The sequence below is a fragment of the Aliiroseovarius crassostreae genome (genome assembly GCF_025137635.1).
Lineage (GTDB): Bacteria > Pseudomonadota > Alphaproteobacteria > Rhodobacterales > Rhodobacteraceae > Aliiroseovarius > Aliiroseovarius crassostreae.
Window position 1 is genome coordinate 1,890,452 of the sequence record NZ_CP080772.1, and the last position, 23,152, is coordinate 1,913,603.

The window sequence follows — 23,152 nt, forward strand, 5'->3', positions numbered from 1 at the left end:
TATTATGATCCAACAATATGTAGAAACGCTTTAGATTAAAATCGAAACGCTTTAGGCTCGCCGCAACACAGGAGAGGATCCAATGCTGTCCGAATTCTTTCAGAAGTTCCGAAAAACCCCGCAAGAGGCCCCCCCTCTGCCCGAACTGGATGGGCGGATTGCCATGGGGGTTCTTTTGGTGCGGCTTGCCAAGGCCGATCAGAACTACGCTGTGGAAGAAATCGCCATGATCGACAGGCTGTTTTCCCGATACGGAAACCTCAACCCGGTCGAGGCGGCCAAAGCCCGCGCCACCTGCGAAAAGCTCGAAGCCGAAGCCCCGGACACCTCTGAACTGACCGCGCTGGTGCGCGAAGGCGTTTCCTCTGAAACCCGCCTTCAGATGCTTTCCGCCCTTTGGGGGGTCTCGCGTGCCGACGGGATCGTGCGCGATGAGGAAAGCTGTTTTGTCACCCGTGTCGCCCGCGAGCTTGGGTTGACCCGCGACGACATCACCAATGCGAACGGGGCGCCTTGACACATCGCAGCAGCTGGCCGCGCCTGGTCGGCCGCGTGTACCAAAAGCACGGTGTCCTGCCGCCGCCCCTTTTTCCCAAAGTTGACAACAGATGGATGTGAATATGCCCAAAGGATATTGGATTGGCCGGATCGACGTCTCGAACCTCGATGAATACAAGAAATACGTTGCGGCCAACGGCCCCGCCTTCGCCGCGTTCGACGCGCGCTTTCTGGTGCGGGGCGGTGCGTTTGAAACTGTCGAAGGATCGGCCCGTTCCCGAAATGTTGTGATCGAGTTTCCGAGCTACCAAGCCGCAAAAGACTGCTATGCCAGCGCCGCCTACCAACAGGCCAAATCCCTGCGCGACCCCGTCAGCAGCGGCGATCTGATCATCATCGAAGGATATGAGGGCTGAGCCACCGCCCTCTTCCTCTTGCCACAAATATCCCGGGGTGAGCGCGCAGCGCGAGGGGCAGCGCCCCTTTCTCACCACATGGGAGCACAGGGGATACACCCGATCCCCTGCCCACCCCAAAACCCTTTGTGATCCACCTTTTCAGCGCGCCCTTGCCCCCCTATATCTGATCCCATGATTGCTTCATTGTTCGACCGGCTGTTTGCCCCCGCCCCCGCGCCCCTCAATCAGGACGACGCCCGGCTTGCCCTGTCAGCCCTGCTGGTGCGGCTGGCGCGGTCTGACGGGGATTATGCGGCAACGGAAATCGCCGCGATAGATGCGGCTCTCACCGATCGCTACGGTCTGTCTCCGGACGCAGCCGCAGCCCTGAGGCATCAGGCCGAAACCTTCGAAACCCAGGCCCCTGACACTGTCCGATTTACCCGGGCGATCAAGGATGCGGTGGGGCTTGAAGACCGTGTTGCGGTGATCGAAGCTGCCTGGTCGGTGGTCCTTGCGGATGGGACCCGCGCCGAGGAAGAGGACGCCCTGATGCGAATGGTGGCGCATCTTCTGGGGGTCAATGACCGCGATTCGAACCTGGCTCGGATCCGGGCCCAGAAGGGATAGTCCAGCCGGGCGCGGCACCCGCCAGACGTGTGTCTTTCCGGCCCCCGGCGCATCTCGTTGACAAATCGTCGGAATTGCCGCCCTTTAGCCAAAGCTTACCCAACGCCACCGCCTTTTCGCCGTTGCATTTGTGCAAGATTTGCGCCCTACTCACGGGTCAATGAACAAGGCAACTCCGGATCCATTCTGTGACCCCAGACACGATATCTGACCCTGCACACACTGCTGACACGCCCGTGATCGAAATCCGCGACCTGCATAAAAGCTATGGCGCATTGGAAGTTCTCAAAGGGGTCGATCTTGTCGCCCCGCGTGGCCATGTGGTGTCGCTGATCGGCTCTTCCGGCTCCGGCAAATCCACTCTTCTGCGCTGCGCCAACCTGCTTGAGGAAAGCCAGCAGGGAGAGATCAGGTTCGAAGGCGAGCCGATTGCCTGGCGTGGGCACGGGCTGGATCGCCACCCGGCGGACCGCAAACAGGTCACCCGGATCCGCACCAACCTGTCGATGGTGTTCCAGCAATTCAACCTCTGGTCCCACATGACCATTCTGCAAAACGTAATGGAAGCACCGATCACGGTGATGGGGCGTGACAAGGCAGAGGTGGAGGAAAAGGCGCGTTACTATCTCGACAAGGTTGGCATTGGCGACAAATGCGACATGTGGCCCTCGCAGCTGTCGGGTGGCCAGCAGCAACGCGCAGCGATTGCGCGCGGGCTGTGCATGGAGCCGCGCGCCCTGCTGTTTGACGAACCGACCTCGGCGCTTGATCCCGAGCTGGAACAAGAGGTGATCAAGGTGATCAAGGATCTGGCCGCCGAAGGGCGCACCATGGTCATCGTGACCCATGACATGCGCATGGCCGCCGATATCTCGGACCACGTCGTGTTCCTGCATCAGGGTCTGATCGAAGAAGAAGGCGCGCCTGCAGAACTCTTTGGCAATCCGAAAAGCGACCGCCTGAAACAATTCCTGTCCCATTCGCATCCGGCCTGAACGTCAGGCTGCGACATTCGACATTGATTTTCAGCGGGTTATCCGCAGACTAACAACAGAATAACCAAGGGAGAACAATATGAAGAAACTGATCCTGACCACGGCCGCCCTGGCTGTGAGCGCAGGGTTCGCTATGGCGGACACTGTGCGCATGGGCACCGAAGGCGCCTATGCTCCGTGGAACTTCGTCAACGATGCCGGCGAAATCGACGGGTTCGAGCGTGAGCTGGGCGACGAGCTTTGCAAACGCGCCGAGCTGGAATGCACCTGGGTGAAAAACGACTGGGACAGCATTATTCCGAACCTCGTGTCGGGCAACTATGACACCATCATCGCGGGCATGTCGATCACGGACGAACGCGACGAAGTGATCGACTTCACCCAAGCCTATACGCCGCCCGATCCCTCGGCCTATGCCGCCATGTCGGCAGATGTGGACCCGGCCAACGCCGTGGTTGCCGCACAGGCCACCACCATTCAGGCCGGCTTTGTGGCTGCTCAGGGCTGGACCCTGATCGAGTTTGCGACCCCGGAAGAAACCGTGGCAGCCGTGAAAAACGGCGAAGCTGACGCGGTGCTGGCAGACAAATCGTTCCTTGACACCATGGTCGGCCAGGACGGTCTGGTGATGCTGGAGCGCATGGAAGCCATCGGTGGTGGCGTGGGCATGGGTATCCGTGAATCGGATCCGGAACTGCGCGCCAAATTCGACGCCGCCATCCAGTCGATGAAAGACGATGGCACGCTGAACACCTTGATCGCAAAATGGGAAGTCTCGTCACAGTGGTGATCTGACTTTCTGATGTTCGGGGCCTGCCGGATTGGCGGGCCCCCTTTCAAACCTGGCCGCCTGACGGGCCTGCACTCCCACCGGATGCAGACCGCTCACGGCCCCCGCCCTTCGGATCCTGCGATGTTTTCCTACTGCACCGACCCCTCGACGCTTGAAGGCTTTCAGTGGCTTTCGTGCTACCTGACCACGGGCAAGCACATGTCTTTCTACCTGTCTTTCGGGACAGTTCTGGTGTTGTTGGCAATCACCGCGCCGGTGGCCCTTGGCTTTGGCTTTCTGGGCGCCATGGCCTCTCGTGCACGCTTTGCGCCGTTTCGTTGGGTCGGCAAAGCCTACACTTCAATCGTGCGTGGCGTGCCGGATATCGCGTTTTTCCTGTTCTTCGTGATCGCACTGGATCAGGCGTTTGAATGGATGCGCCATAAAGTAAAATGCCCCGACTGGACCGATCCGATCCGGCAGGGCAATGATTTCGTGGTCTGTTCCGAGGCGAAGCTGCCGCTGTCGACCAGTGCGCAATGGGTGCATGAGACCTATGGGTTTTTCCTGGCTGTGCTGACCTTCTCCATCGTGTTTGGCGCCTTTGCGGCCAATGTGATCTTTGGTGCGATGAAGGCGGTGCCGCGGGCGCAGATGGAAACCGCCGAGGCCTATGGCATGTCCCATCGGCAGGCGTTCTGGCGGATCATGGTGCCGCAGATGTGGGTTTACGCCCTGCCCGGCCTGTCGAACCTGTGGATGATCCTGATCAAGGCCACGCCCCTTCTGTTCCTTCTGGGGGTCGAAGACGCGGTGTATTGGGCCAAGGAACTGGGCGCGACCAAAACGGCCAAGTTCTCGGACTACCCACATTCCAACTGGCATATGTATTATTATTTCGGACTGCTGGTGTTTTACCTGGCCTTTACCAGCCTGTCAGAGCGCGTCTTCAAAAAGATCTCGGCCCGCCTGTCCAAAGGGCAGGCCACCGCAGCCGGTGAAGCACAAAGAAAGGCCGCGGCATGAGCTGTCTTCAAACCATCCAGGACTACGCGCTCCGCTCGATCGGGTATGGAGAACGACTGCTGCCGCGCACGGATTTCACCCTGTGTGACCAATTCACCCTGATTGGCTCGGGGATGATCTGGAATATCTATTACGGGATCGTGGCGATCTTCTTTGGCTTTTTCTTTGCCGTGGCCCTGGCCATGGGAAAAAACAGCCGTCATGCGCTCGCCCGCAAACCGGCAGAGTTTTTCATCTATGTGTTCCGCGGTTCTCCGCTGTTCATCCAGTTTTTCTTTGCCTATGCGGTGTTTTTGTCGCTGAAACAGGCCTATCCGGTGTTTCAGCCGCTGACCGCCGCATGGCTTGGGGCGACGGTTGTGCTCTTTTGCAATACCTCCGCCTATTCCGCCGAGATCTTTTATGGCGCGCTTCGGTCCATCCCCAAAGGGGATCTGGAAGCGGCGGATGCCTATGGGATCATGGGGCTTAACCGGTTCCGGCGGATCACCTTTCCAACCATGCTGCGGCTGGCCTGGCCATCTTATACAAACGAGGCGATCTTTCTGTTTCATGCCACGGCCCTGGTGTCCTTTTCCAGTTTTCCGGTGCGCGGCCAGCAGGGCGATGCGCTCTATTACGCCAGCTATTTCGCCGACAAGACCTTCAACCCGTTTGTCCCATACCCGATCCTTGCGATGTATTTCATCCTGCTCACGCTGGTGGTGATTACGGTTTTTGGCCTGGCCAACCGTCATCTGAACCGGCACCTGCCACAGGAACGGCGCAAACCTGCCAGGGTCCGTTTGAACCTGTTTCGGTAGGACAACGTGGCCATAGAGGGCCTTCTGCATCCGACTCGACCCGCTTTCACAAGGTTCACTTGACGGGGAAAGGGGCGCTGCCCCTCGCCTCTCCAAGGCTCACCCCGGGATATTTGTGACAAGAAAATAAGCCGTGAAAACAGGCGTTCCTGCCTGTAATATCCTGTGTGAGCGTCAATCCGGACAACCTTTCTTCAAAGTGGCTTGCCGGGCCGCATCTGCTCGTCTAGGTTAGGAGCTGAAATTTGATCAAATTTGGTGTCACATGAAGATCGGTATCCTGCAAGCGGGCCATTCGCCCGACGAAGTTCGAGACAGCGTCGGAAATTACGGCGAAATGTTTACCCGGCTCCTCGATGGGCACGGGTTTGAGTTTGAGATTTTTTCGGTGGTGGATGGAGAGTTCCCTCCGGGCATCGACGCTGCGGATGGCTGGCTGATTACCGGATCCAAACATGGTGCTTATGAGGACCATAACTGGATCGGGCCGCTGGAAGAGCTGATCCGCGACATTCGTGCGGCTGGCCAGCCTTTGGTCGGTGTCTGCTTTGGGCATCAGATCATCGCGCAGGCCCTGGGCGGCAAGGTTGAGAAGTTTTCTGGTGGCTGGTCCGTTGGCCGGACGGAATATGATTTCGGCGATGAGGTGCTTGCGCTTAATGCCTGGCATCAGGATCAGGTGACCGAATTGCCCGAAGGCGCTGAGGTGATCGCATCAACCGACTTTTGTGCCAATGCCGCGGTGATCTACGGAGACAGGATCCTGACAATCCAACCACATCCGGAATTCACCGCAGATCTGATTGCCGGGCTGATTGAACATCGGGGGCGGGGCAAGGTGCCGGACGCGCTGCTGGATGAGGCAGAGCAGCAGCTTTCAACAGCCACCGACAATGCCCGTTTTGCGGAACGCATGGCGCAGGTTCTGAAAAAGGGGGCAAAGTGATGGGACAGTCCAGCAAAACGACAACCGCCTGGATCGACACCCTGCCGGAAGCAGCACAGGATTATCTGCACGGGAAACGTCTGGACGAGGTGGAATGTGTGATCTCTGATCTGCCGGGCATTGCCCGTGGCAAAGCGGTTCCGGCGGCAAAGTTTGGCCGGCAGGAGCATTTTCACCTGCCGGACAGCATCTTTTTCCAAACCATCACCGGAGATTGGGGGGAAGCTGCGGGGGACGAGGGGTTTATCGAACGCGACATGATCCTGAAGCCAGACATGTCCACCGCCACGGCCGCCCCCTGGACCGGAGACTGGACCCTGCAGGTGATCCATGACGCTTATGACCGCAATGGCGACCCGGTGCCCTTCTCTCCTCGCAACGTCCTGAAACGGGTGGTTGAGTTATACCGTGCCAAAGGGTGGGAACCGGTTGTGGCCCCGGAAATGGAGTTCTATCTCGTTGCCCGCAATCTGGACCCGGCTGAAGCGATCAAACCCATGATGGGCCGATCCGGACGTCCCGCTGCCGCACGGCAGGCCTATTCGATGACGGCCGTTGATGAGTTTGGCCCGGTGATCGACGATATTTACGACTTTGCCGAAGCGCAGGGTTTCGAGATTGACGGGATCACGCAGGAAGGCGGCGCCGGCCAGTTGGAAATCAACCTGATCCACGGCGACCCGATCAAACTGGCCGATGAGGTGTTCTACTTCAAACGGCTGATCCGTGAAGCTGCGCTGCGCCACGATTGTTTTGCCACCTTCATGGCCAAACCGATTGAGGAAGAGCCGGGATCGGCCATGCATATCCACCATTCGGTTCTGGATCGTGAAACGGGCGAGAATATCTTTACCGGCCCGCAAGGCGGGGAAACGGATGCGTTTTTCCATTTTATCGCGGGGCTGCAGAACCACCTGCCCAGCGCCGTTGCCGTTCTTGCGCCTTATGTGAACTCCTATCGCCGTTATGTGAAGGACAACGCCGCCCCGATCAATCTGGAATGGGGACGCGACAATCGCACCACGGGCATTCGTGTGCCGATCGCGTCACCCAAGGCCCGACGGGTTGAAAACCGGATTGGCGGGATGGATTGCAACCCCTATCTCGGGATCGCGGCCTCACTTGCGGCCGGGTATCTTGGACTGATCGAACAAAAACGCCCCAATGCCCAATACAGGGGGGACGCGTATGAAGGCGAAGGGGACATCCCCAAGGGGTTGGGAAGCGCCCTGGATCTGTTTGATAACGCCACGGAAATGCAAAACATCCTTGGACCGGATTTTGCCCGTGTCTATTCCATCATCAAACGGACGGAATATGAAGAATTCCTGCAGGTTATCAGCCCGTGGGAGCGTGAACACCTTCTGCTGAACGTCTGACCTGAGCAGATGATCACGCGCAGAAAGCCCGCTTTCCCTGGATGGAAGGCGGGTTTTTTATGGTCAGCCCCCGCAACCTGTTTTAGTATTTTGAAAGAGTAGTTTTGGGAAAGCTGAAAATCAAACCCGCCTTCAGCCCCAATCGCCTTTGACAAAGCAGGAGCTCCCATGTCGCTTGCCCCCAATGTCTATGACGCCGAACCCATCCCGGCTGCCGCGCGCGCTGAAATTGATCGCCTGCTGCAATCGGGGGATCTGTTTCGCTATACCGCTGCCCAGGATGCGCCGGTTGCGCTTCTTGAAGAGGAATTCGCCGCAGAGATGGGGGCGAAATATGCGTTGGCGGTGGCGAGCTGCTCTGCCGCGCTGTTTCTTTCGCTCAAGGCGCTCGACCTGCCGCGTGACACCAAGGTGATCATTCCGGCCTTCACCTTCGCCGCTGTCCCCAGTTCCGTCGTTCATGCGGATTGCGTGCCGGTGCTGGTCGAAGTTGGCGACAATTATCGCGTGGACCTGACTGATTTCGAGGCAAAGCTGCAAGACGATATCGGTGCGGTGATCATTAGCCACATGCGTGGGCATACCTCGGACATGGACGCCATCATGGCACTGTGTGACGCGCGCGGTGTCCCGGTGATTGAGGATGCGGCCCATTCGCTTGGCACGCTTTGGCATGACCGGAAAATTGGCACCATCGGCAAAATTGGCTGTTTTTCCTTCCAGAGCTATAAAATGCTGAATGCTGGTGAAGGGGGCATCCTGATTACGGACGATGCCAATCTCGCTGCCCGTGCCATCATCATGTCCGGCGCTTACGAGCATAACTGGCAAAAGCACAAAACGCCCCTCGGCGACAACTCGCCTGAACTTACAGATGCCTTTGCCCGCTGGCAAAACAGGCTGCCTCTCTACAATACCCGCCTGTCAAACCTGTCCGCCGCGGTCATTCGCCCCCAGATCCCCGAGCTTTCCAGACGCGTCACCGACGGGTTGGCCAATCATGATTATGTCGCCGAACGTCTGAACCAAAGCCCCTGGCTGGTTGTCCCACCACCGCTTGAACCGGAAACCCGCGCCCCGGATTCGATCCAGTTTAATCTTGTTGGGTTTTCCGATCAGGAAACGCTGAAATTCCAGGATGCGGCCAAGGCGCGTGGCGTATCCGTTCAGGTGTTTGGGGCCAGTGAAGACAACGCCCGGGCGTTCTGGAACTGGCAGTTCATTCCGGATCCGGGCCCTTTGCCGCAAACCCGCAAAATGCTGATGCGTGCCTGTGACACACGCCTGCCTGTTCGCCTGAAACAAGATGAGTTGGAATTCATCGCACAGGCGCTGATCAAGGCCGCGGATGAGGTTGTTCAACTCCGGCAACACTCCGCCGCCTGAGATGAGCCTGAAACAGCCCCCACGCTGACCGCACAGAAAACCAGAAAACTAGTTTTCTAGTTTTCTAGTTTTCTAGTTTTCTAGTTTTCTAGTTTTCTAGTTTTCTAGTTTTCTAGTTTTCTAGTTTTCTTCGAAATACGCCCCTGCCAGCCCCTGCCAAGCAGAAATCTTGCCCTCAAAGCAGCCGCAAGTCCTTTTGCAACCACGGCATTTCAGCCAGCGCAGGCTCCAGCACGGTTTGCGACAAAATGCTTTGTAGCGATTGTGCGATATCCAGCGGGAGCCCCCCCAGCACATCGCGCCGCGCCACCAGAGAGATCTGCCGCTTCAGCGCGCCAAAAGGCAGGGGCACCAATTCGACATCCTCACGAAATTGCTGCGCATGAAGATAGGCCAGCGGCGTGAGCACGCTCCACGCCCCTCCCTTTGCCACCATCGCCATGATCGCGTGATAGCTGTCCAGTTCAAACCGGCATTCCATACGCAAATGGTGCCGTGCGATATAGTCGGAAATCTGCCGCCCCATGTAATGGCGCGCACTATATCGCACCAGGGGCAGACCAGAGAGCAGCTCTGCACTGTCCTTGCCACGCAGATATCCCCTTGGCACAACAGCCACAAACGGATCCTGCAACACGGGGTGGATCTCCATCCAATGGGCCGCTGCACCAATGTCAGCGGCGACAATCACATCCAGTGCCCGTGCCTCCAACTGTTCATACAACCGATGCGACGCCCCGGTTTCCAATAAAAACTGAGTTGTTCCAAGCTGTTGTGAAAGCTGCGTCAGCAATAGCGGGGTCACTTCCGCATCAAGGTCCTCAATCACGCCAAGCCGCAGGCGCATCAAACTGGCCAATTCACTCTGGGCCAGTTCTGCACGAGCCTGCTCAGCTTCGTTCAAAATGGCCTGGGCCCGTTTCAGAAACAGCTCACCCGCCGGGGTCAGGGTCAACGGCCGGGCAGACCGGTTGAAAAGCTCCGTCCCCAGCGACAGTTCCAGGTTGCTCAGTTGCTGGCTGACGGCAGAGGGGCTTGCCCCAAGGCGCCGCGCCGCCGCCGAAATTGCGCGCTCATCAGCAATGGCCACAAAGACTTCCACGCCCCAGAAGGTAATTTTGCCCACGGTTTCGACCATTTCCGCGCTCCTTGCCACATCGCCACAGGCTAGGGTCTTTACCCGGGGCAATCAACATCCGCCGCGATCAACGCGTCCACAACCGCTCCCCCTGCTGGTCGCGCGCCGTAATCATGCGCCAGCCCGTCCCCTGAGGCCACAGCGCAAGGGATCCGGTCTCGCGCAAATCTGTCGGGCTGATGATCCAGCAATCTGGCGGCATCTTTGCCACAGAGGGCTGGTTCATGACCACAATCCCCCCGGTGGCACAGGCCTCAACCAGTCGTCCCGCCCCGCGTTTTCCGCTGAGATGCACCATCGGGCGCCCGGCAAGAACCATTTCGGCATAGCCGTTGTCCCCCGTAAAAGCCCCAAGCGCATGGGCCTCAATCTGCTCGGCGGGCGCACCATCGTTTTCCAGCCAGATCCGGGCCGCAAACCCCTCTCCCTTGGGTTTGGACAAAGCGCGCCCCTGCTCGGTCATGACACCAACCAATCCACCTGTCTGGCTGATCAGAACCGGGGGTCTGTCAACACTGCTCCATAAAAACAGCCCACCCCCAAACACCAGCGCCCCCAGCAGCTTTTCCCATCGGGACAGCAAAACCAGCAAAAGCCCTCCGAACGCCACCAAGGGCAAAACCGAAGACATCGGTTGCGGCACATGTCCAACCGCCCCATCCAGCGAGGAAACAAAACCGGCAACCCCAATGATCCAGTTGATCGGTGGGCCCATCACCTTGATCGCCACCCACCCCAGCCCAAACGGGCTGAGCAATGCCGCAAGCACCGCCGCGGGCATGACAATACTGCCCATCAGCGGCACGGACAGAAGGTTGGCCAACAGGCCGAAATGGCTGACCTGATTGAAATGCGCCGCTGCAAACGGGGCGGTCGCGGCCGCCGCCACGGCAGAGGACAGCACCACCGCCATAACCGGCTGCAGCCAGCGCGGCCCGAAAAACCGCCGATAAGGACCAAGCCAGCCGAACACCGCCACCAGTGCCGTGGTCGCGGCAAACGACATCTGGAAACCGGGTTCGGTCAGGGCCTCGGGATGCAGCAAAAGAACAATCACCGCCGCCATGGCCACGGCCCTGAGGCTCAGCGCGCGGCGATCAAACAGGACGCCGACAAACATGGTGCTCACCATGATAAAGGCCCGTTCGGTCGACACGTTTCCCCCGGACAGAAGCAAATAGGACGCACCTGCCCCAATCGCCAGAACCGCCGCGATTTTCTTGGTCGGGCGTCGCAGGGCCAATCCGGGCAACAATGCCATCAGATAGCGCGCAGCCTGATAGACAAACCCGGTGAGCAGCCCCATATGCAACCCGGAAATGGCCAGCAGATGCGCAAGGTTCGATCCGCGCAACGCCTCCAATGTGGGACGGCTGATCGCGGAACGATCCCCCGTGGTGATGGCGGCGGCAAATGCGCCCGCTTCGCCGGGCAGGATCCCCTGCACCCAGGCCGAAAGCGCCATGCGCAAGCGATTGATCTGCACCACACCCCAGCCGCCATCCGGCGGATCAAGCTCCAGCACCGGGTTGCGGGTATAGCCAATTGCCCCGATCCCCCTGAACCACGCCATGCGCTGAAAATCGAACCCTCCGGGTTCAACCGGACCGTTCGGGCCAGACAGATGGGCGGTCGCGGCCACGCGCATCCCGATCTGCGGCGTGGTGAAACTGTCATTCCCATAAAGGGATATCCGCGCCTTTCGTGGCACCCGATCCGGAGACGTATCCGCCAGCCGAAGCTGATCCAACGTCAGCCGCACCGCATCTTTTTGCGAGCGGTCCATGGCAATGATCCGCCCCTCAACCGGGCCGTAATAGCGAAAATCAAGGACCGGCGCCGCCACGTAATGTGCCCTTGCCCCGGCCAGGCAGATCCCGGCGGCAATCAATGCCACGCCCCGAGACACGGGACCAAGCCCCCAGGGCCAGAAACGGGTGATCAGGACAGAGAGGAGGAGGAGAACAACAAGTGCTCCGTAAACAAGAGGGCCCGGCTCTACCGGCAACAGGAAATAGATCCCGACCCCTGTTCCGAGGAAAATCGGCACCCAGTGCAGGAACCGTCCCCGTTCCCGTTCGACCCGGGTGAGGCCCGCCTGCATGACAGATAAGGGGCTGATCCTAGCCAGCACGCTTGTTCTTGGCCTCCCTTTTGCTTTAACACGCCCTTAACGCATCTACAGGCATACGCCTCACATGGTTTCCAAAAGGTTAACATCTCATGAACGCTGATCAGGTCGTCACCCGCTTCGCCCCCTCGCCCACCGGTTATCTGCATATCGGCGGCGCCCGCACGGCGCTGTTTAACTGGCTTTACGCCCGCGGCCGCGGAGGCAAGTTTCTGCTGCGCATCGAAGACACCGATCGGGCACGCTCAACGCCCGAAGCAACGGATGCGATCCTGAGGGGGATGGAATGGCTTGGGCTTGATCACGATGGGGAGGTGATCTCTCAATTCGACCGCGCGGACCGTCATGCAGAAGTGGCGCATGAGATGCTGGCCAAGGGCCATGCCTATAAATGCTTCGCCACCCAGGACGAGATCCAGGCCTTCCGCGATCAGGCCAAGGCCGAGGGGAAATCCACCCTCTATCAATCGCCCTGGCGCGATGCGGATCCGGCCACCCACCCGGATGCCCCCTTCGTGGTGCGCCTGAAAGCCCCGCGCGAAGGCGTCACGGTGATCGAGGACGCGGTGCAGGGCAATGTCACGATCCGCAATGATCAGCTCGATGACATGATTTGTTTACGTTCCGATGGCACACCCACCTATATGCTGGCCGTTGTTGTGGACGATCATGATATGGGGGTGACCCATGCCATTCGGGGGGATGACCACCTGAACAACGCAGCCCGTCAGCAACTTGTCTATCAGGCCATGGGCTGGGACATTCCGGTCTGGGCCCATATTCCACTGATCCACGGCCCCGACGGCAAGAAGCTGTCGAAGCGCCATGGCGCATTGGGGGTCGAGGAATATCAGGCGATGGGATACCCGGCTGAGGCGATGCGCAATTACCTGGCCCGACTGGGCTGGTCGCATGGGGATGACGAGTTCTTCTCGGATGCGCAGGCGCTGGAATGGTTCGACCTGAAGGGAATCGGCAAATCTCCTGCCCGGTTCGATTTCAAGAAGCTCGACAACCTGTCCGGTCAGCATATGGCCGCAATGGAAGACGAGGCGATTTTAGCCGCATATGCAGCATTCCGTAGCGTCACAGGAGAAGTAGATCTGACAGCACTGCAAAGTGAACTTTTGTCAAAAGCGATGTATGTGCTGAAAACCAGCGCCAAAACCTTCCCTCAACTCACTGAAAAAGCTCATTTTGTTTTGGCGTCTCGTCCATTGGATCGCGATGAGAAGGCCCAAAAGGCGCTGGACGATGTATCCCGTAGTATACTGAGAGAATTGACGCCGCAGCTGCAAAATGCTAGCTGGGATCGCAACACGCTTGAGGGGATCCTCAATGGCCTTGCCGAAGCCCATGGGCTGAAGTTCGGAAAGCTGGCCGCCCCACTGCGCGCTGCCCTCGCGGGACGCGCCGTAACCCCCAGCGTTTTTGACATGATGCTGGTGCTTGGGCCGGACGAAACCATTGCCCGACTAAACGACGCGAGCACATAATATACCAATACGACACCACCCGCCTGAACGGGCCGGGTCTTGCACGAAGGGAACTAGAATGGCTGAACAAACCGGAACCGCGAAACTCACCTTTGGGGATAAGGAACTGGAATTGCCGATGTACTCGCCGACGGCAGGCCCGGATGTGATCGACATTCGCAAGCTCTATGCCCAGGGCGATGTCTTCACCTATGACCCCGGCTTCACCTCGACGGCAAGCTGCGATTCGACCATCACCTTCATTGATGGCGACAAGGGCGAGCTTCTGTATCGCGGCTATCCGATCGACCAGCTGGCGGAAAAATCGCATTACCTCGAAGTGTGCTACCTGCTGCTTTACGGTGAACTGCCTTCGGCCACCGAGCTTGAGGATTTCGAAAGCCGCGTGACCAACCACACGATGGTGCATGAGCAGATGATCAAGTTCTTCTCGGGCTTCCGTCGCGACGCACACCCGATGGCGATCATCACCGGCGTGATGGGGGCCATGTCAGCCTTCTATCATGACTCGCTTGACATCAATGACCCGTGGCAGCGCGAAGTTGCAGCGGTTCGCATGATCGCCAAGATCCCGACCATCACCGCGATGGCCTACAAATACTCGATCGGCCAGCCGTTTGTGTATCCGCGCAACGATCTGGACTATGCCTCGAACTTCCTGCGCATGTGTTTCGCCGTGCCTGCCGAAGAATATGTGGTGAACCCGATCCTGAGCCGCGCCATGGACCGGATCTTTACCCTGCACGCAGATCACGAACAGAACGCCTCGACCTCGACCGTGCGTCTGGCCGGGTCGTCGGGTGCCAACCCGTTCGCCTGTATTGCTGCCGGTATCGCCTGTCTGTGGGGCCCTGCCCATGGTGGCGCCAACCAGGCCTGCCTCGAGATGCTGCGTGAAATCGGGTCGGTGGACAACATCCCGGAATATGTGGCCCGCGCCAAGGATAAGAACGATCCGTTCCGCCTGATGGGTTTTGGTCACCGCGTCTACAAGAACTTCGATCCGCGTGCGAAGGTGATGAAAGAAAGCGCCGACGAAGTGCTCGGCCTTCTGGGCATCGAGGACAACGAGACCCTGAAAGTGGCCAAGGAACTGGAGCGCATCGCGCTGGAAGATCCGTATTTCGTTGACAAGAAACTCTACCCGAATGTGGATTTCTATTCCGGCATCATTCTGGAGGCCATGGGCTTCCCGACCTCGATGTTCACCCCGATCTTCGCGCTGTCGCGCACCGTGGGCTGGATTTCGCAATGGAAAGAGATGCTGGGTGATCCGGGCCAGAAAATCGGTCGTCCGCGTCAGCTCTATCTCGGTGCCACCGCCCGCGATTACACGGATGTGGAAACCCGCTGATCCTACGACATACGTAAATTCCAAGGGGCTGCCGCTGGCGGCCCCTTTTCTTTTGCCGCTCTATTTCTCACTGGGGTCGTCCCCCCCAGCACCATCGAAACCCGGCGCATAAAAAAAGGGGGCCAAAGCCCCCTGATAGAAAACGCCTTGCCTGACCGGGATCAACGCCCTTCATATTTCGGCGTGCGCTTTTCGAGGAAGGCCAGAACGCCTTCTTTGAAATCACGCGAGCGGCCACATTCGCCTTGCAGATGGGCCTCCAGCGCCAATTGCTCGTCCAGAGAGTTGCTCAGCGACGCACGCATCGCCTTTTTGATATTGGCAAAACTCATGGTCGGACCATTGGCAAGATAGGCACCGCGCGCTTTCCAGGCCGCTTCGAAATCATCATCCGCCACGCATTCCCAGATCAGCCCCAGCTCAGCCGCCTCTTTCGCAGGCAGCTTCTCAGCAAAAAGGGCAGCGCCCATTGCCTTGGCAAAGCCCATGGTGCGCGGCATCCAATAGGTGCCGCCCGCATCCGGGATCAGGCCGATGCGCGAAAACGCCTGCATGAAATAGGCGCTTTCCTTCGCGATCACCACGTCAGCGGCCAGTGCGATATTCGCCCCTGCCCCGGCAGCCGCGCCGTTGACCGCACAGATCACCGGGATCGGCGCATTATAAATCGCCTGCAACAGCGGTTCATATTCATCCTTCAGGGTGCGTTCCAGATCCACTGAATCCGCGTTGGCACGGTCCCCCAGATCCTGCCCCGAGCAGAAGGCGCGCCCTTCTCCCACGATCACCAGGGCGCGGGCGTTGTTCCCGGCATCCGTCACCGCATGGGCAATCTCGGCACGCATCTGGGTATTGAGCGCATTCATCTTATCCGGCCGGTTCAGGGTCAGAACCGCCAGCCCGTCAGTGATTTCATAGGTGATCGTGTCGTATTTCATCGCATTCTCCCTGAGCTTGGCGCGTTTATAGCTGACCAAGCGGACGGTAAAAAGGGGAACGTGACGGCACGCTCCCCTTTCTGCAATCAAACGGTCATTTGAACGAGGCTGATCGCCCGCCTAAAGCGTTTCAGGGCACCCCTGAAACACATGTTTGTTCCAAGACGCTTTAGTCCTTCATCAACTCTTCAAGGCGTTTGGCTTCATCTTTAGACAACCCGTCATCCTTTTCGCGCCCCTGGGCGCGGCGGCGCAGATAAATCACACCGGTGATCGCCGCAATCAGGAACAACACCGGCCCGGCCAGCCACAGCACGATATTTGCCCCGGTGGCGGTGGGTTTCATCAGCACATACTCGCCGTAGCGTTCAACGATGAAGTCGACCACTTCGCTGTTGCTGTCCCCTTCCACCAGACGCTCGCGCACCAGCAGACGAAGATCCTTGGCGATTTCGGCATTGCTTTCGTCGATATTCTCACCACGGCAGACCACACAGCGCAGATCCGCCGAGATATCACGGGCCCGTTGTTCCAGCACCGGATCATCCAGCACTTCATCCGGGTTCACCGCCAGTGTTGGGGACGCCAGACTGGCAAGAAACACGGCCGCGGCAATCAGACGTTTGATACGGGTCATCATTCTGCGGGTACTCCTTTCGGGGCACGGGTTCGGGCAGCACCTGCCGCGACACGGAAACGGCGGTCGGACAAGCTGATCAGCCCCCCCAGCGCCATCAGCGTACAACCGACCCAGATCCAGTTCACAAAGGGTTTGATAAAGGTGCGCACCGCCCAGCCTCCATCATCCTGCGGGTCGCCGATCACCACATAGATATCCCCCCAGAACCCGTTGGAAATCGCCGCTTCGGTGGTTGGCATCGCCTGCACCGGGTAGACGCGTTTCTCAGGGTGGAGCAACGCCACGGTCTGGCCGTCCTGCTCAATCCGCATTGTGGCCTTTGTGGAGATGTAGTTTGGTCCTTGCTCGCGGTTCACCTCTTCCAGCGTCACGGTATAACCCGACACCTCAAACGGCTCTCCGATCATCGTGGTCCGGATATCTTCATGTTGCCACGCTTCCAGCCCCGAGATCCCCATCATGGTCACCCCAAGCCCCACATGGGCGGCAAACTTGCCCCAATCTGCACGAGGCAGACGGGTGAGGCGCGACAGGCGCCCGACAAGGGCCCCTCGTCCGGTGCGCCCCATGATATCGACAATAGACCCCGCCACCAGCCAGGTTCCAAGGAACATGCCAATCGGCCCCAGCGCCGACTTGCCGGTCTGCATCGCCCAGACCAGGGCCAGCACCGACAACGCAGCGATCATCGCCGGGACAAGCTGCTTTACCACCCGGCCCAGCTTGGCGCGTTTCCACGACAGCATGGCCCCTATTGGCAAGATCAGCGCAAGCACGACCATGAAGGGGGTAAAGGCGGCCTCGAAAAACGGTGCGCCAACCGACACCTTGCGATCAAATATCTCGCCAATCAGCGGCCAGATCGTCCCGATGAAGACCACGATCGAGCTCACCGCGAGGAGCACATTGTTGAACACAAGCGCACTTTCCCGGCTGACGATCGAAAAGACACCTTTCGCTTCCATCGCATTGGCGCGGGCGGCAAAGAGCGTCAGCGCACCACCGGTAAAGACGGCAAGAATCAGCAAGATGAACACGCCACGTTCCGGGTCCGACGCAAAGGCGTGGACCGAGGTGATCACCCCCGAACGCACAAGGAACGTGCCGATAAGCGAGAAGCCGAAAGCAAGGATTGCCAGCAGGATCGTCCAGCTTTTCAGGCTTTCGCGCTTTTCAACCACAATGGCGGAATGCAACAGGGCTGCAGCAAAAAGCCATGGCATGAAGGACGCGTTTTCAACCGGATCCCAGAACCAGAAACCGCCCCAGCCCAGCTCGTAATAGGCCCACCACGATCCCAACGCGATCCCGATGGTCAGAAACACCCAGGCCGCCAGCGTCCACGGGCGCACCCAGCGCCCCCAAGCCGCGTCAATGCGCCCTTCGATCAGGGCAGCCACGGCAAAAGAGAACGCCATCGACAGGCCCACATAGCCCAGATAGAGGAAAGGCGGGTGCAGGGCGAGGCCGATATCCTGCAACAGCGGGTTCAGGTCGCGCCCATCAAAGGGCGGGCTTTCAAACCGCAGGAACGGGTTCGAGGTAAAGAGGATGAAGGCCAGAAAGGCCACCGCAATGGCACTTTGCACTGACAGCACACGCGCGCGCAGGCTCAGCGGCAGGTTGCCCCCGAACCAGGCGGCCATCGCGCCGAAAAGCGACACGCTCATCACCCACAAAAGCATCGAACCTTCATGGTTGCCCCACACGCCCGAGATCTTGTAGATCATCGGTTTCGCGCTGTGCGAGTTGAAATAAACCAACTGCACCGAAAAATCTGAGGTCACAAACGCGTAGGTCAGCGCGGCGAACGCAACTGCAACAAACGCAACCTGCAGCGTGGCTGCTGGCACTGCCAGCTCCATCCAGCTGCGCCAGCCCTTATGTGCCCCAATCAGTGGCACCACCATCTGGATGGTTGCCACGCCCAGCGCCATGATCAGCGCAAAATGTCCAAGCTCGGTAATCATGGGGCGAATTCTAATCCTTCTCGCGGGGGCCGACCAGCCCCGTTAAGGATCTTGCCCTGTGGCAGCTGGTCACGCCGTTAACCGATGTGCCCGCCCCTTAAACCCGAAGAAACCCCTTCAGGTTATGATGTAAATCAAGCCCGACAGACACACCGCCCCGAGCACGGGCCATAAAAACATGGCTCCATGCAGTCCAAAGGACCGATTAATCACGGAAAAGTGTAGAAGGGCACCCACAAGATACAGGGCCAGGAACACGAAATGCGCCGGGCTTTCCGCCGCCCAGGCAGGCTCCCCCAATACCGAGAAAATCCACCACCAGCCCAGAACCAGGCTGGCCCCGGACCAGCTATAGGCCATTCCCAGGGCAAGCGGCGTGGCACGCACCACGTAAAGCCACAGAAAGGTCAGTGAGATCATCAACCCCATCAGCGTGATCGCCCCATATCCGATCTGGTAAATCGCCTCGTATCCCGCCCAAAGATACCCCAGCTGCAACACCACGGCGATCACCATCATCAACGCAAAGGCCTGTTTCATTTCTGCAAAACCTCTCGCACCACCACATCCAGTTCGGCGGCGGCATGTTTGTTTCTTTCGATCGACTGGCGCAGCTTGGCGCCAAAAATCAGCTCTTTGAGAAGGGAAATCAGCCGTGTCATCGCTCGCGCCCTCCTGCCGGAAGCCGTTCGCGAATAATTGTGGTGATCTCGATCAGGATGGATGAGTTTTTGTCCAGCACAGCCCTGGTGGCCTGATCTTTTTGAAGATCCCGGTAAAGAAGGTAAAAAACCAAGAGCACCCAGGGGCCATGCTCTGACACAAGTTTCAGGATCAGGTCACTGCCCATCGCGCCCTCCCCCAGCTTTCACCCAATCCTGCAAAGCCGCATTGCCGGATACATCCACTGACCCGGATGGCACGGATGGCACAGGGGTCAAAAGCGGGGCTGGTGGAGCATCGGCTTGCGCAGCGTTTTGGCGCCGCAGCCCCTCCAGAGCCCTCAAATTGGCCACAACTTCAGGCGTGCGCGCAAGCGATATGGCGATTTCCTGCTGGAACGCCTGACCCTTCGCCTGGTGGCGCGCGCCGAAATAGAAACTCACAATTGCGCCCAGCAGCCACCAGAGCGGTTCCGGCACCAAAGCCACCCCCTGCATTCGGGAGGAAAACCAGACCGGATCCACCATTGCCGCCAGAAAAAGAGCCAGAGTTCCCAATGCAAGGGCCGGGCGTGGAAGCCGGTTCAGCCCATCCATAAACCGGTCAAACCCACCTTTGCGGGCCACCAGAAACTCCGCCGCATAAGCCTCCAACGTGGCCTGATGCAGATCTGCATCGCGCGCGGCCCCGGCTTCGCGGTTCTCCACAAATACCTCTGCGGTGTCCCGGATCACATTCCGATTGGCACCAAACAGAATGTTCAAAATGCCACCAATCAGCCCCATTTTTCGACCCTTTCCCGATGTTCCAGGTTCGAAAGATGATATTTTTCCGAGATGAATTCCTCGGCCCGCGTGATCCATCCACCTTTGCCCCCATCGCGGCGGCGCGCGTATTTGCGCGATTTCGGTCGCTGATCCGCAAGGCGGTAATAATAATTGCGCCGCTCGATCCCATACGCATCTGCCAGATGGTCCGGGGCTGCGGCCATGGCCAGACGCACAGCGCGCAGGGAGCGCGGGCCAAGCACGCCATCCACGGCAACGGAATAGCCCATCTTGCCCACCAGCCGTTGCAGGATACGCACCGCGTTCCCGCCTGCATTCACATACATGTCAAACACGCTGGGCTGCAGCGGGGTCGGCAAATCTGCTAATCGAGGTCGGTGGAAATAATGGCGCACAAAGATCTCGCGCGCCTGATCGCGGGTCAGGGCCTTGACGTCCTGAGAGGTGATCTTTCCATCCCCGGTCAGGTCAATCCCCAGCCCACGCATGGTGTTGAGGGTAACCCCGTATTTCGTCGCCCCGCCCGGGTCATCGGGGTCATTCACATACCCGCCTTCGCGGGCAATGATTTCATCTGCAATCTCTTCAACGCTTTTCATCGGGCCTCGCCCCCGTTACCTGAAACGGGGACAAGGCTCGTTAAATTACGTTAAGATTGTTGAAATCAGGAGTTCGGATCCACGTAGACGCCGGTTTCCTTGAGGCTGTCGACCACCTCTTTCGGCATGTAATTCTCGTCATGTTTGGCAAGGATCTCCGACGCTTCGAACACGCCGTCCACATAGGTTCCGGTGCCGATCATGCCCTGGTTCTCAGCAAAAAGATCCGGCAGCACCCCGGTGAAACGCACCGGCACAATCTCGCCCCCATCGGTGACCGAGAAGCTGACCGTCTCGCCCTGCCCGCGCACAATCGAGCCTTCGGTGACGAGACCCCCCATGCGGAAAACCTCGTTAGAAGCGGGCGGTTCGGCAATCACTTCGCTGGGGGACCGGTAATAGTTGATCCCGTCTTGCAGCGCATAGCCGATCAGGCCGGTTGCAATACCAAGTGCCACAAAAGCCAGAACGATGATCTGGATCCGGCGGGTTTTCTTCAGGTTCTTCATCCCAGCCATGGCGGGACACTCCTTTTTTCTGTTCGCGCGCGGGCGGCGGCGGGCCTTATGGAAAGACCGGCACCAGCTCAAGTCCCGTGGTTTCTTTTTCACCCAGCATCAGGTTGGCATTCTGCAGGGCCTGTCCTGACGATCCCTTGCACAGGTTGTCCAAGGCCGAGACGACCAAGGCCCGACCGGGAACGCGGTCGCCGACCACCCCAAGATGGCATTGGTTCGAGCCCATCACCTGACCCATGCCGGGCAATTGGCCCATCGGTAACACGGTCACAAACGGCTCGTCTTGATATTGCTCAACAAGTGCTGCGTGTATCGCTTCCGGGTCGCCCTGCACATAGCAATCGGCCAGAATGCCCCGGTTCACAGGCACCAGATGAGGGGTGAACATGATCCGCACCTCACGCCCTGCGAGCAGGGAAAACTCCTGGTCAAACTCGCCCAAATGGCGGTGTTTTCCGCCCTGTGCATAGCCCAGAACATCGGTCGAGCGTTCGGCAAACAACATGTTTTCCTTCAGCGCCCGCCCAGCACCCGAGATACCGTTTTTCAGGTCACAGATGATCGTGTCCAGATCCACCAACCCCTTGGAAATCAAGGGGCGCAGCGCAAATTGCACCGTTGCGGCATTGCAGCCGGTTCCTGCCACCAAACGCGCATCTTTGATCTCATCGCGGTAAAACTCGGTCAGGCCGTAGACCGCGGTTTTCTGCAGCTCGATGGCCACATGTTCGGCCCCATACCATTTTTCGTATTCCGCCGGATCACGCAGCCGGAAATCCGCGCCCAGATCAACAATCTTCACATTTTCGGGAAGATCACGCACCAGCGCCTGGCTAAGCCCGTGGGGAAGGGCCGCGAAGGCCAGATCCACCTTGGAAAAGTCGATTTCATCCATCTTGACCAGTTTCGGCAGATCCAGATGACGCAGATGAGGATAGACCTCAGCCATCTCCATCCCCGCCTTACGATCCGCGGAGAGGGCGACAATTTCCATCGTCGGATGGGTGGCGATCAGCCGGACCAGTTCAGCGCCGGTATAGCCGGACGCGCCAAGAATAGCGATTTTATGGGTCATCACGACCTCCTTGCGAGTTGGGAATGATCTAATCGTTTTTACGACAGCCTTCAATCAGGCGGCTTCAAACGTGATCTTTCGTCGCAAGAACTGGGTGGCACGCGAGGAGACCTGCGCGGGGCTGCCCGTGGTCAGGAACTTGCTTTCCGTGCCCGCGCCCTTCATCTCCGGATGCCGGTCCAGATAATCCGCCAGGCTTTCTGCCACCAAACCGGCCTGGCTGAACACTTTCACATCCGGGCCAAGTGCTGCCTGAAATTCCTTTTCCATCAACGGGTAATGAGTGCAGCCCAGAATGGCGGCCTCGGGATTTGGCATTTTCCGTTTCAGCGCATCCACATGCGAGTTCACCAGCGCCTCCGCCAGGATCATGTCACCTTCTTCAATGGCATCGACCACACCACCACAGCTCTGCGCCTCGACATCCACACCGATGGCGCGGAACGCGAGCTCGCGTTGAAACGCGCGGCTGGCCACGGTGGCAGGGGTAGCAAACAGCGCCACATGTTTGGTTTCCACTTCACGCGGCGGCGTGTTGTCGCCCCAGGATCGTTCCGTCAGCGCCTCGATCAACGGCACAAACACGCCCAACACCCGCTTGTTGGGCGGGATCCAGCTTTCCTGCATCCGGCGCAGGGCAGCGGCCGAGGCGGTATTACAGGCGAGAATCACCAGATCACAGCCCTCGTCCCACAGTCGCGCCACCGCCTTTGTGGTCAGGTCATAGACGTCATCTGCATCGCGCACCCCGTAAGGCGCATGGGCATTGTCCCCGAAATAGACAAAATCGACATCTGGCAAGCGTTTGGTCACCGCATCCAACACTGTCAGACCACCTAGTCCCGAATCGAACACCCCTACTGCCATCTGTCTTATCCTTGTGCTTGTTTTTCTAGCCCCAGCCCCCGCAACGCAAAGGCCATGGTTCAAGGATTATGTCCGTTTGCACAGGAAATCCATCGCGGATTTGCCTCAACGCGGGTGAGAGCGCCAACAGGTCGGGATTTCA

The 23,152-nt window shown here is 58.8% G+C and carries 25 protein-coding genes; 12 read left to right on the top strand and 13 right to left on the bottom strand.

What is annotated here, in order from left to right; genetic code table 11:
* Window positions 1-82: 82 nt before the first annotated feature.
* From K3J57_RS08975 to K3J57_RS09020, 10 genes are all read left to right on the top strand, one after another.
* Window positions 83-517 (top strand): tellurite resistance TerB family protein, encoded by a 435-nt coding sequence (locus K3J57_RS08975; protein ID WP_055189459.1) that lies wholly within the window; start codon window positions 83-85, stop codon window positions 515-517.
* Window positions 518-620: 103 nt separating this feature from the next.
* Window positions 621-914 (top strand): DUF1330 domain-containing protein, encoded by a 294-nt coding sequence (locus K3J57_RS08980; protein WP_259783771.1) that lies wholly within the window; start codon window positions 621-623, stop codon window positions 912-914.
* Between the two features lie 174 nt (window positions 915-1,088).
* The gene (locus K3J57_RS08985; RefSeq protein WP_259783772.1) at window positions 1,089-1,526 is read left to right on the top strand and encodes a tellurite resistance TerB family protein; all 438 of its coding nucleotides are present in this window, start codon (window positions 1,089-1,091) and stop codon (window positions 1,524-1,526) included.
* Between the two features lie 236 nt (window positions 1,527-1,762).
* Window positions 1,763-2,521 (top strand): ABC transporter ATP-binding protein, encoded by a 759-nt coding sequence (locus K3J57_RS08990; RefSeq protein ID WP_259783774.1) that lies wholly within the window; start codon window positions 1,763-1,765, stop codon window positions 2,519-2,521.
* 79 nt (window positions 2,522-2,600) lie between these two features.
* Entirely contained in the window at window positions 2,601-3,311 is a 711-nt protein-coding gene (locus K3J57_RS08995) for a transporter substrate-binding domain-containing protein (protein WP_259795466.1), read from the top strand.
* A 123-nt stretch (window positions 3,312-3,434) separates the two neighbouring features.
* Entirely contained in the window at window positions 3,435-4,319 is an 885-nt protein-coding gene (locus tag K3J57_RS09000; RefSeq protein WP_259774846.1) for an ABC transporter permease, read from the top strand.
* Window positions 4,316-5,122 carry an ABC transporter permease gene (locus tag K3J57_RS09005; protein WP_259774216.1) on the top strand — a complete coding sequence of 269 codons (807 nt, stop codon included), beginning with the start codon at window positions 4,316-4,318 and terminating at the stop codon, window positions 5,120-5,122. Before K3J57_RS09000 ends, K3J57_RS09005 begins: the two co-directional genes overlap by 4 nt.
* A 265-nt stretch (window positions 5,123-5,387) precedes the next feature.
* A complete protein-coding gene (locus tag K3J57_RS09010; protein ID WP_259795468.1) occupies window positions 5,388-6,068 on the top strand; it encodes a type 1 glutamine amidotransferase in 681 nt (226 codons plus the stop codon).
* Window positions 6,068-7,447, top strand: coding sequence for a glutamine synthetase family protein (locus K3J57_RS09015; protein WP_259795471.1), 1,380 nt, complete (start codon window positions 6,068-6,070; stop codon window positions 7,445-7,447). The genes K3J57_RS09010 and K3J57_RS09015 overlap by 1 nt, the downstream gene beginning before the upstream one ends.
* A gap of 168 nt (window positions 7,448-7,615) precedes the next feature.
* Window positions 7,616-8,833: a DegT/DnrJ/EryC1/StrS family aminotransferase gene (locus tag K3J57_RS09020; protein ID WP_259790871.1), complete on the top strand. Its 1,218-nt coding sequence runs from the start codon at window positions 7,616-7,618 to the stop codon at window positions 8,831-8,833.
* A gap of 175 nt (window positions 8,834-9,008) precedes the next feature.
* On the opposite strand, the gene K3J57_RS09025 is transcribed toward K3J57_RS09020, so the two are convergent.
* Together K3J57_RS09025 and K3J57_RS09030 are read right to left on the bottom strand one after the other, a co-directional pair.
* The gene (locus tag K3J57_RS09025; protein ID WP_259795473.1) at window positions 9,009-9,971 is read right to left on the bottom strand and encodes a LysR family transcriptional regulator; all 963 of its coding nucleotides are present in this window, start codon (window positions 9,969-9,971) and stop codon (window positions 9,009-9,011) included.
* Window positions 9,972-10,038: 67 nt separating this feature from the next.
* Window positions 10,039-12,075 (bottom strand): ComEC/Rec2 family competence protein, encoded by a 2,037-nt coding sequence (locus K3J57_RS09030; RefSeq protein WP_259795474.1) that lies wholly within the window; start codon window positions 12,073-12,075, stop codon window positions 10,039-10,041.
* A gap of 119 nt (window positions 12,076-12,194) precedes the next feature.
* On the opposite strand from K3J57_RS09030, the gene gltX reads away from it, so the two are divergent.
* Both gltX and gltA read left to right on the top strand, forming a co-directional pair.
* Window positions 12,195-13,598 (top strand): glutamate--tRNA ligase, encoded by a 1,404-nt coding sequence (gene gltX, locus K3J57_RS09035; RefSeq protein WP_259783792.1) that lies wholly within the window; start codon window positions 12,195-12,197, stop codon window positions 13,596-13,598.
* Window positions 13,599-13,656: 58 nt separating this feature from the next.
* Window positions 13,657-14,952 carry a citrate synthase gene (gltA, locus tag K3J57_RS09040; protein ID WP_259774209.1) on the top strand — a complete coding sequence of 432 codons (1,296 nt, stop codon included), beginning with the start codon at window positions 13,657-13,659 and terminating at the stop codon, window positions 14,950-14,952.
* 161 nt (window positions 14,953-15,113) lie between these two features.
* Here gltA and K3J57_RS09045 read toward each other — a convergent pair whose 3' ends face one another.
* From K3J57_RS09045 to murI, 11 genes are all read right to left on the bottom strand, one after another.
* Window positions 15,114-15,890: an enoyl-CoA hydratase-related protein gene (locus K3J57_RS09045; RefSeq protein WP_259783793.1), complete on the bottom strand. Its 777-nt coding sequence runs from the start codon at window positions 15,888-15,890 to the stop codon at window positions 15,114-15,116.
* Window positions 15,891-16,059: 169 nt separating this feature from the next.
* A complete protein-coding gene (locus tag K3J57_RS09050; protein WP_259790880.1) occupies window positions 16,060-16,530 on the bottom strand; it encodes a cytochrome c-type biogenesis protein in 471 nt (156 codons plus the stop codon).
* Window positions 16,527-18,500 carry a heme lyase CcmF/NrfE family subunit gene (locus K3J57_RS09055; RefSeq protein WP_259790882.1) on the bottom strand — a complete coding sequence of 658 codons (1,974 nt, stop codon included), beginning with the start codon at window positions 18,498-18,500 and terminating at the stop codon, window positions 16,527-16,529. The genes K3J57_RS09050 and K3J57_RS09055 overlap by 4 nt, the downstream gene beginning before the upstream one ends.
* A gap of 117 nt (window positions 18,501-18,617) precedes the next feature.
* Window positions 18,618-19,040 (bottom strand): hypothetical protein, encoded by a 423-nt coding sequence (locus K3J57_RS09060; RefSeq protein ID WP_259795478.1) that lies wholly within the window; start codon window positions 19,038-19,040, stop codon window positions 18,618-18,620.
* On the bottom strand, window positions 19,037-19,162 hold the full coding sequence (locus K3J57_RS09065; protein ID WP_256415703.1) for a hypothetical protein: 126 nt from the start codon (window positions 19,160-19,162) through the stop codon (window positions 19,037-19,039). Before K3J57_RS09065 ends, K3J57_RS09060 begins: the two co-directional genes overlap by 4 nt.
* Window positions 19,159-19,350 (bottom strand): hypothetical protein, encoded by a 192-nt coding sequence (locus K3J57_RS09070; RefSeq protein ID WP_055189483.1) that lies wholly within the window; start codon window positions 19,348-19,350, stop codon window positions 19,159-19,161. The genes K3J57_RS09065 and K3J57_RS09070 overlap by 4 nt, the downstream gene beginning before the upstream one ends.
* A complete protein-coding gene (locus K3J57_RS09075) occupies window positions 19,340-19,948 on the bottom strand; it encodes a holin family protein (RefSeq protein WP_259783799.1) in 609 nt (202 codons plus the stop codon). The genes K3J57_RS09070 and K3J57_RS09075 overlap by 11 nt, the downstream gene beginning before the upstream one ends.
* Window positions 19,939-20,550 carry a holin-associated N-acetylmuramidase gene (locus K3J57_RS09080; protein ID WP_259795481.1) on the bottom strand — a complete coding sequence of 204 codons (612 nt, stop codon included), beginning with the start codon at window positions 20,548-20,550 and terminating at the stop codon, window positions 19,939-19,941. Before K3J57_RS09080 ends, K3J57_RS09075 begins: the two co-directional genes overlap by 10 nt.
* 65 nt (window positions 20,551-20,615) lie before the next feature.
* Window positions 20,616-21,059 (bottom strand): cytochrome c maturation protein CcmE, encoded by a 444-nt coding sequence (ccmE, locus tag K3J57_RS09085; RefSeq protein ID WP_173486697.1) that lies wholly within the window; start codon window positions 21,057-21,059, stop codon window positions 20,616-20,618.
* Between the two features lie 55 nt (window positions 21,060-21,114).
* The gene (argC, locus tag K3J57_RS09090) at window positions 21,115-22,143 is read right to left on the bottom strand and encodes an N-acetyl-gamma-glutamyl-phosphate reductase (RefSeq protein ID WP_055189488.1); all 1,029 of its coding nucleotides are present in this window, start codon (window positions 22,141-22,143) and stop codon (window positions 21,115-21,117) included.
* Between the two features lie 54 nt (window positions 22,144-22,197).
* Complete coding sequence (murI, locus tag K3J57_RS09095) at window positions 22,198-23,010, bottom strand: glutamate racemase (protein WP_259790890.1); 813 nt, start codon at window positions 23,008-23,010, stop codon at window positions 22,198-22,200.
* Window positions 23,011-23,152: the final 142 nt, after the last annotated feature.

What these genes read in the sequence shown, in the direction of transcription:
- K3J57_RS08975 (WP_055189459.1), top strand. Translation starts at nt 83, where the DNA reads ATGCTGTCCGAATTCTTTCAGAAGTTCCGAAAAACCCCGCAAGAGGCC.
- K3J57_RS08980 (WP_259783771.1), top strand. Translation starts at nt 621, where the DNA reads ATGCCCAAAGGATATTGGATTGGCCGGATCGACGTCTCGAACCTCGAT.
- K3J57_RS08985 (WP_259783772.1), top strand. Translation starts at nt 1,089, where the DNA reads ATGATTGCTTCATTGTTCGACCGGCTGTTTGCCCCCGCCCCCGCGCCC.
- K3J57_RS08995 (WP_259795466.1), top strand. Translation starts at nt 2,601, where the DNA reads ATGAAGAAACTGATCCTGACCACGGCCGCCCTGGCTGTGAGCGCAGGG.
- K3J57_RS09000 (WP_259774846.1), top strand. Translation starts at nt 3,435, where the DNA reads ATGTTTTCCTACTGCACCGACCCCTCGACGCTTGAAGGCTTTCAGTGG.
- K3J57_RS09005 (WP_259774216.1), top strand. Translation starts at nt 4,316, where the DNA reads ATGAGCTGTCTTCAAACCATCCAGGACTACGCGCTCCGCTCGATCGGG.
- K3J57_RS09010 (WP_259795468.1), top strand. Translation starts at nt 5,388, where the DNA reads ATGAAGATCGGTATCCTGCAAGCGGGCCATTCGCCCGACGAAGTTCGA.
- K3J57_RS09015 (WP_259795471.1), top strand. Translation starts at nt 6,068, where the DNA reads ATGGGACAGTCCAGCAAAACGACAACCGCCTGGATCGACACCCTGCCG.
- K3J57_RS09020 (WP_259790871.1), top strand. Translation starts at nt 7,616, where the DNA reads ATGTCGCTTGCCCCCAATGTCTATGACGCCGAACCCATCCCGGCTGCC.
- K3J57_RS09025 (WP_259795473.1), bottom strand. Translation starts at nt 9,971, where the DNA reads ATGGTCGAAACCGTGGGCAAAATTACCTTCTGGGGCGTGGAAGTCTTT.
- K3J57_RS09030 (WP_259795474.1), bottom strand. Translation starts at nt 12,075, where the DNA reads ATGCAGGCGGGCCTCACCCGGGTCGAACGGGAACGGGGACGGTTCCTG.
- gltX (WP_259783792.1), top strand. Translation starts at nt 12,195, where the DNA reads ATGAACGCTGATCAGGTCGTCACCCGCTTCGCCCCCTCGCCCACCGGT.
- gltA (WP_259774209.1), top strand. Translation starts at nt 13,657, where the DNA reads ATGGCTGAACAAACCGGAACCGCGAAACTCACCTTTGGGGATAAGGAA.
- K3J57_RS09045 (WP_259783793.1), bottom strand. Translation starts at nt 15,890, where the DNA reads ATGAAATACGACACGATCACCTATGAAATCACTGACGGGCTGGCGGTT.
- K3J57_RS09050 (WP_259790880.1), bottom strand. Translation starts at nt 16,530, where the DNA reads ATGATGACCCGTATCAAACGTCTGATTGCCGCGGCCGTGTTTCTTGCC.
- K3J57_RS09055 (WP_259790882.1), bottom strand. Translation starts at nt 18,500, where the DNA reads ATGATTACCGAGCTTGGACATTTTGCGCTGATCATGGCGCTGGGCGTG.
- K3J57_RS09060 (WP_259795478.1), bottom strand. Translation starts at nt 19,040, where the DNA reads ATGAAACAGGCCTTTGCGTTGATGATGGTGATCGCCGTGGTGTTGCAG.
- K3J57_RS09065 (WP_256415703.1), bottom strand. Translation starts at nt 19,162, where the DNA reads ATGACACGGCTGATTTCCCTTCTCAAAGAGCTGATTTTTGGCGCCAAG.
- K3J57_RS09070 (WP_055189483.1), bottom strand. Translation starts at nt 19,350, where the DNA reads ATGGGCAGTGACCTGATCCTGAAACTTGTGTCAGAGCATGGCCCCTGG.
- K3J57_RS09075 (WP_259783799.1), bottom strand. Translation starts at nt 19,948, where the DNA reads ATGGGGCTGATTGGTGGCATTTTGAACATTCTGTTTGGTGCCAATCGG.
- K3J57_RS09080 (WP_259795481.1), bottom strand. Translation starts at nt 20,550, where the DNA reads ATGAAAAGCGTTGAAGAGATTGCAGATGAAATCATTGCCCGCGAAGGC.
- ccmE (WP_173486697.1), bottom strand. Translation starts at nt 21,059, where the DNA reads ATGAAGAACCTGAAGAAAACCCGCCGGATCCAGATCATCGTTCTGGCT.
- argC (WP_055189488.1), bottom strand. Translation starts at nt 22,143, where the DNA reads ATGACCCATAAAATCGCTATTCTTGGCGCGTCCGGCTATACCGGCGCT.
- murI (WP_259790890.1), bottom strand. Translation starts at nt 23,010, where the DNA reads ATGGCAGTAGGGGTGTTCGATTCGGGACTAGGTGGTCTGACAGTGTTG.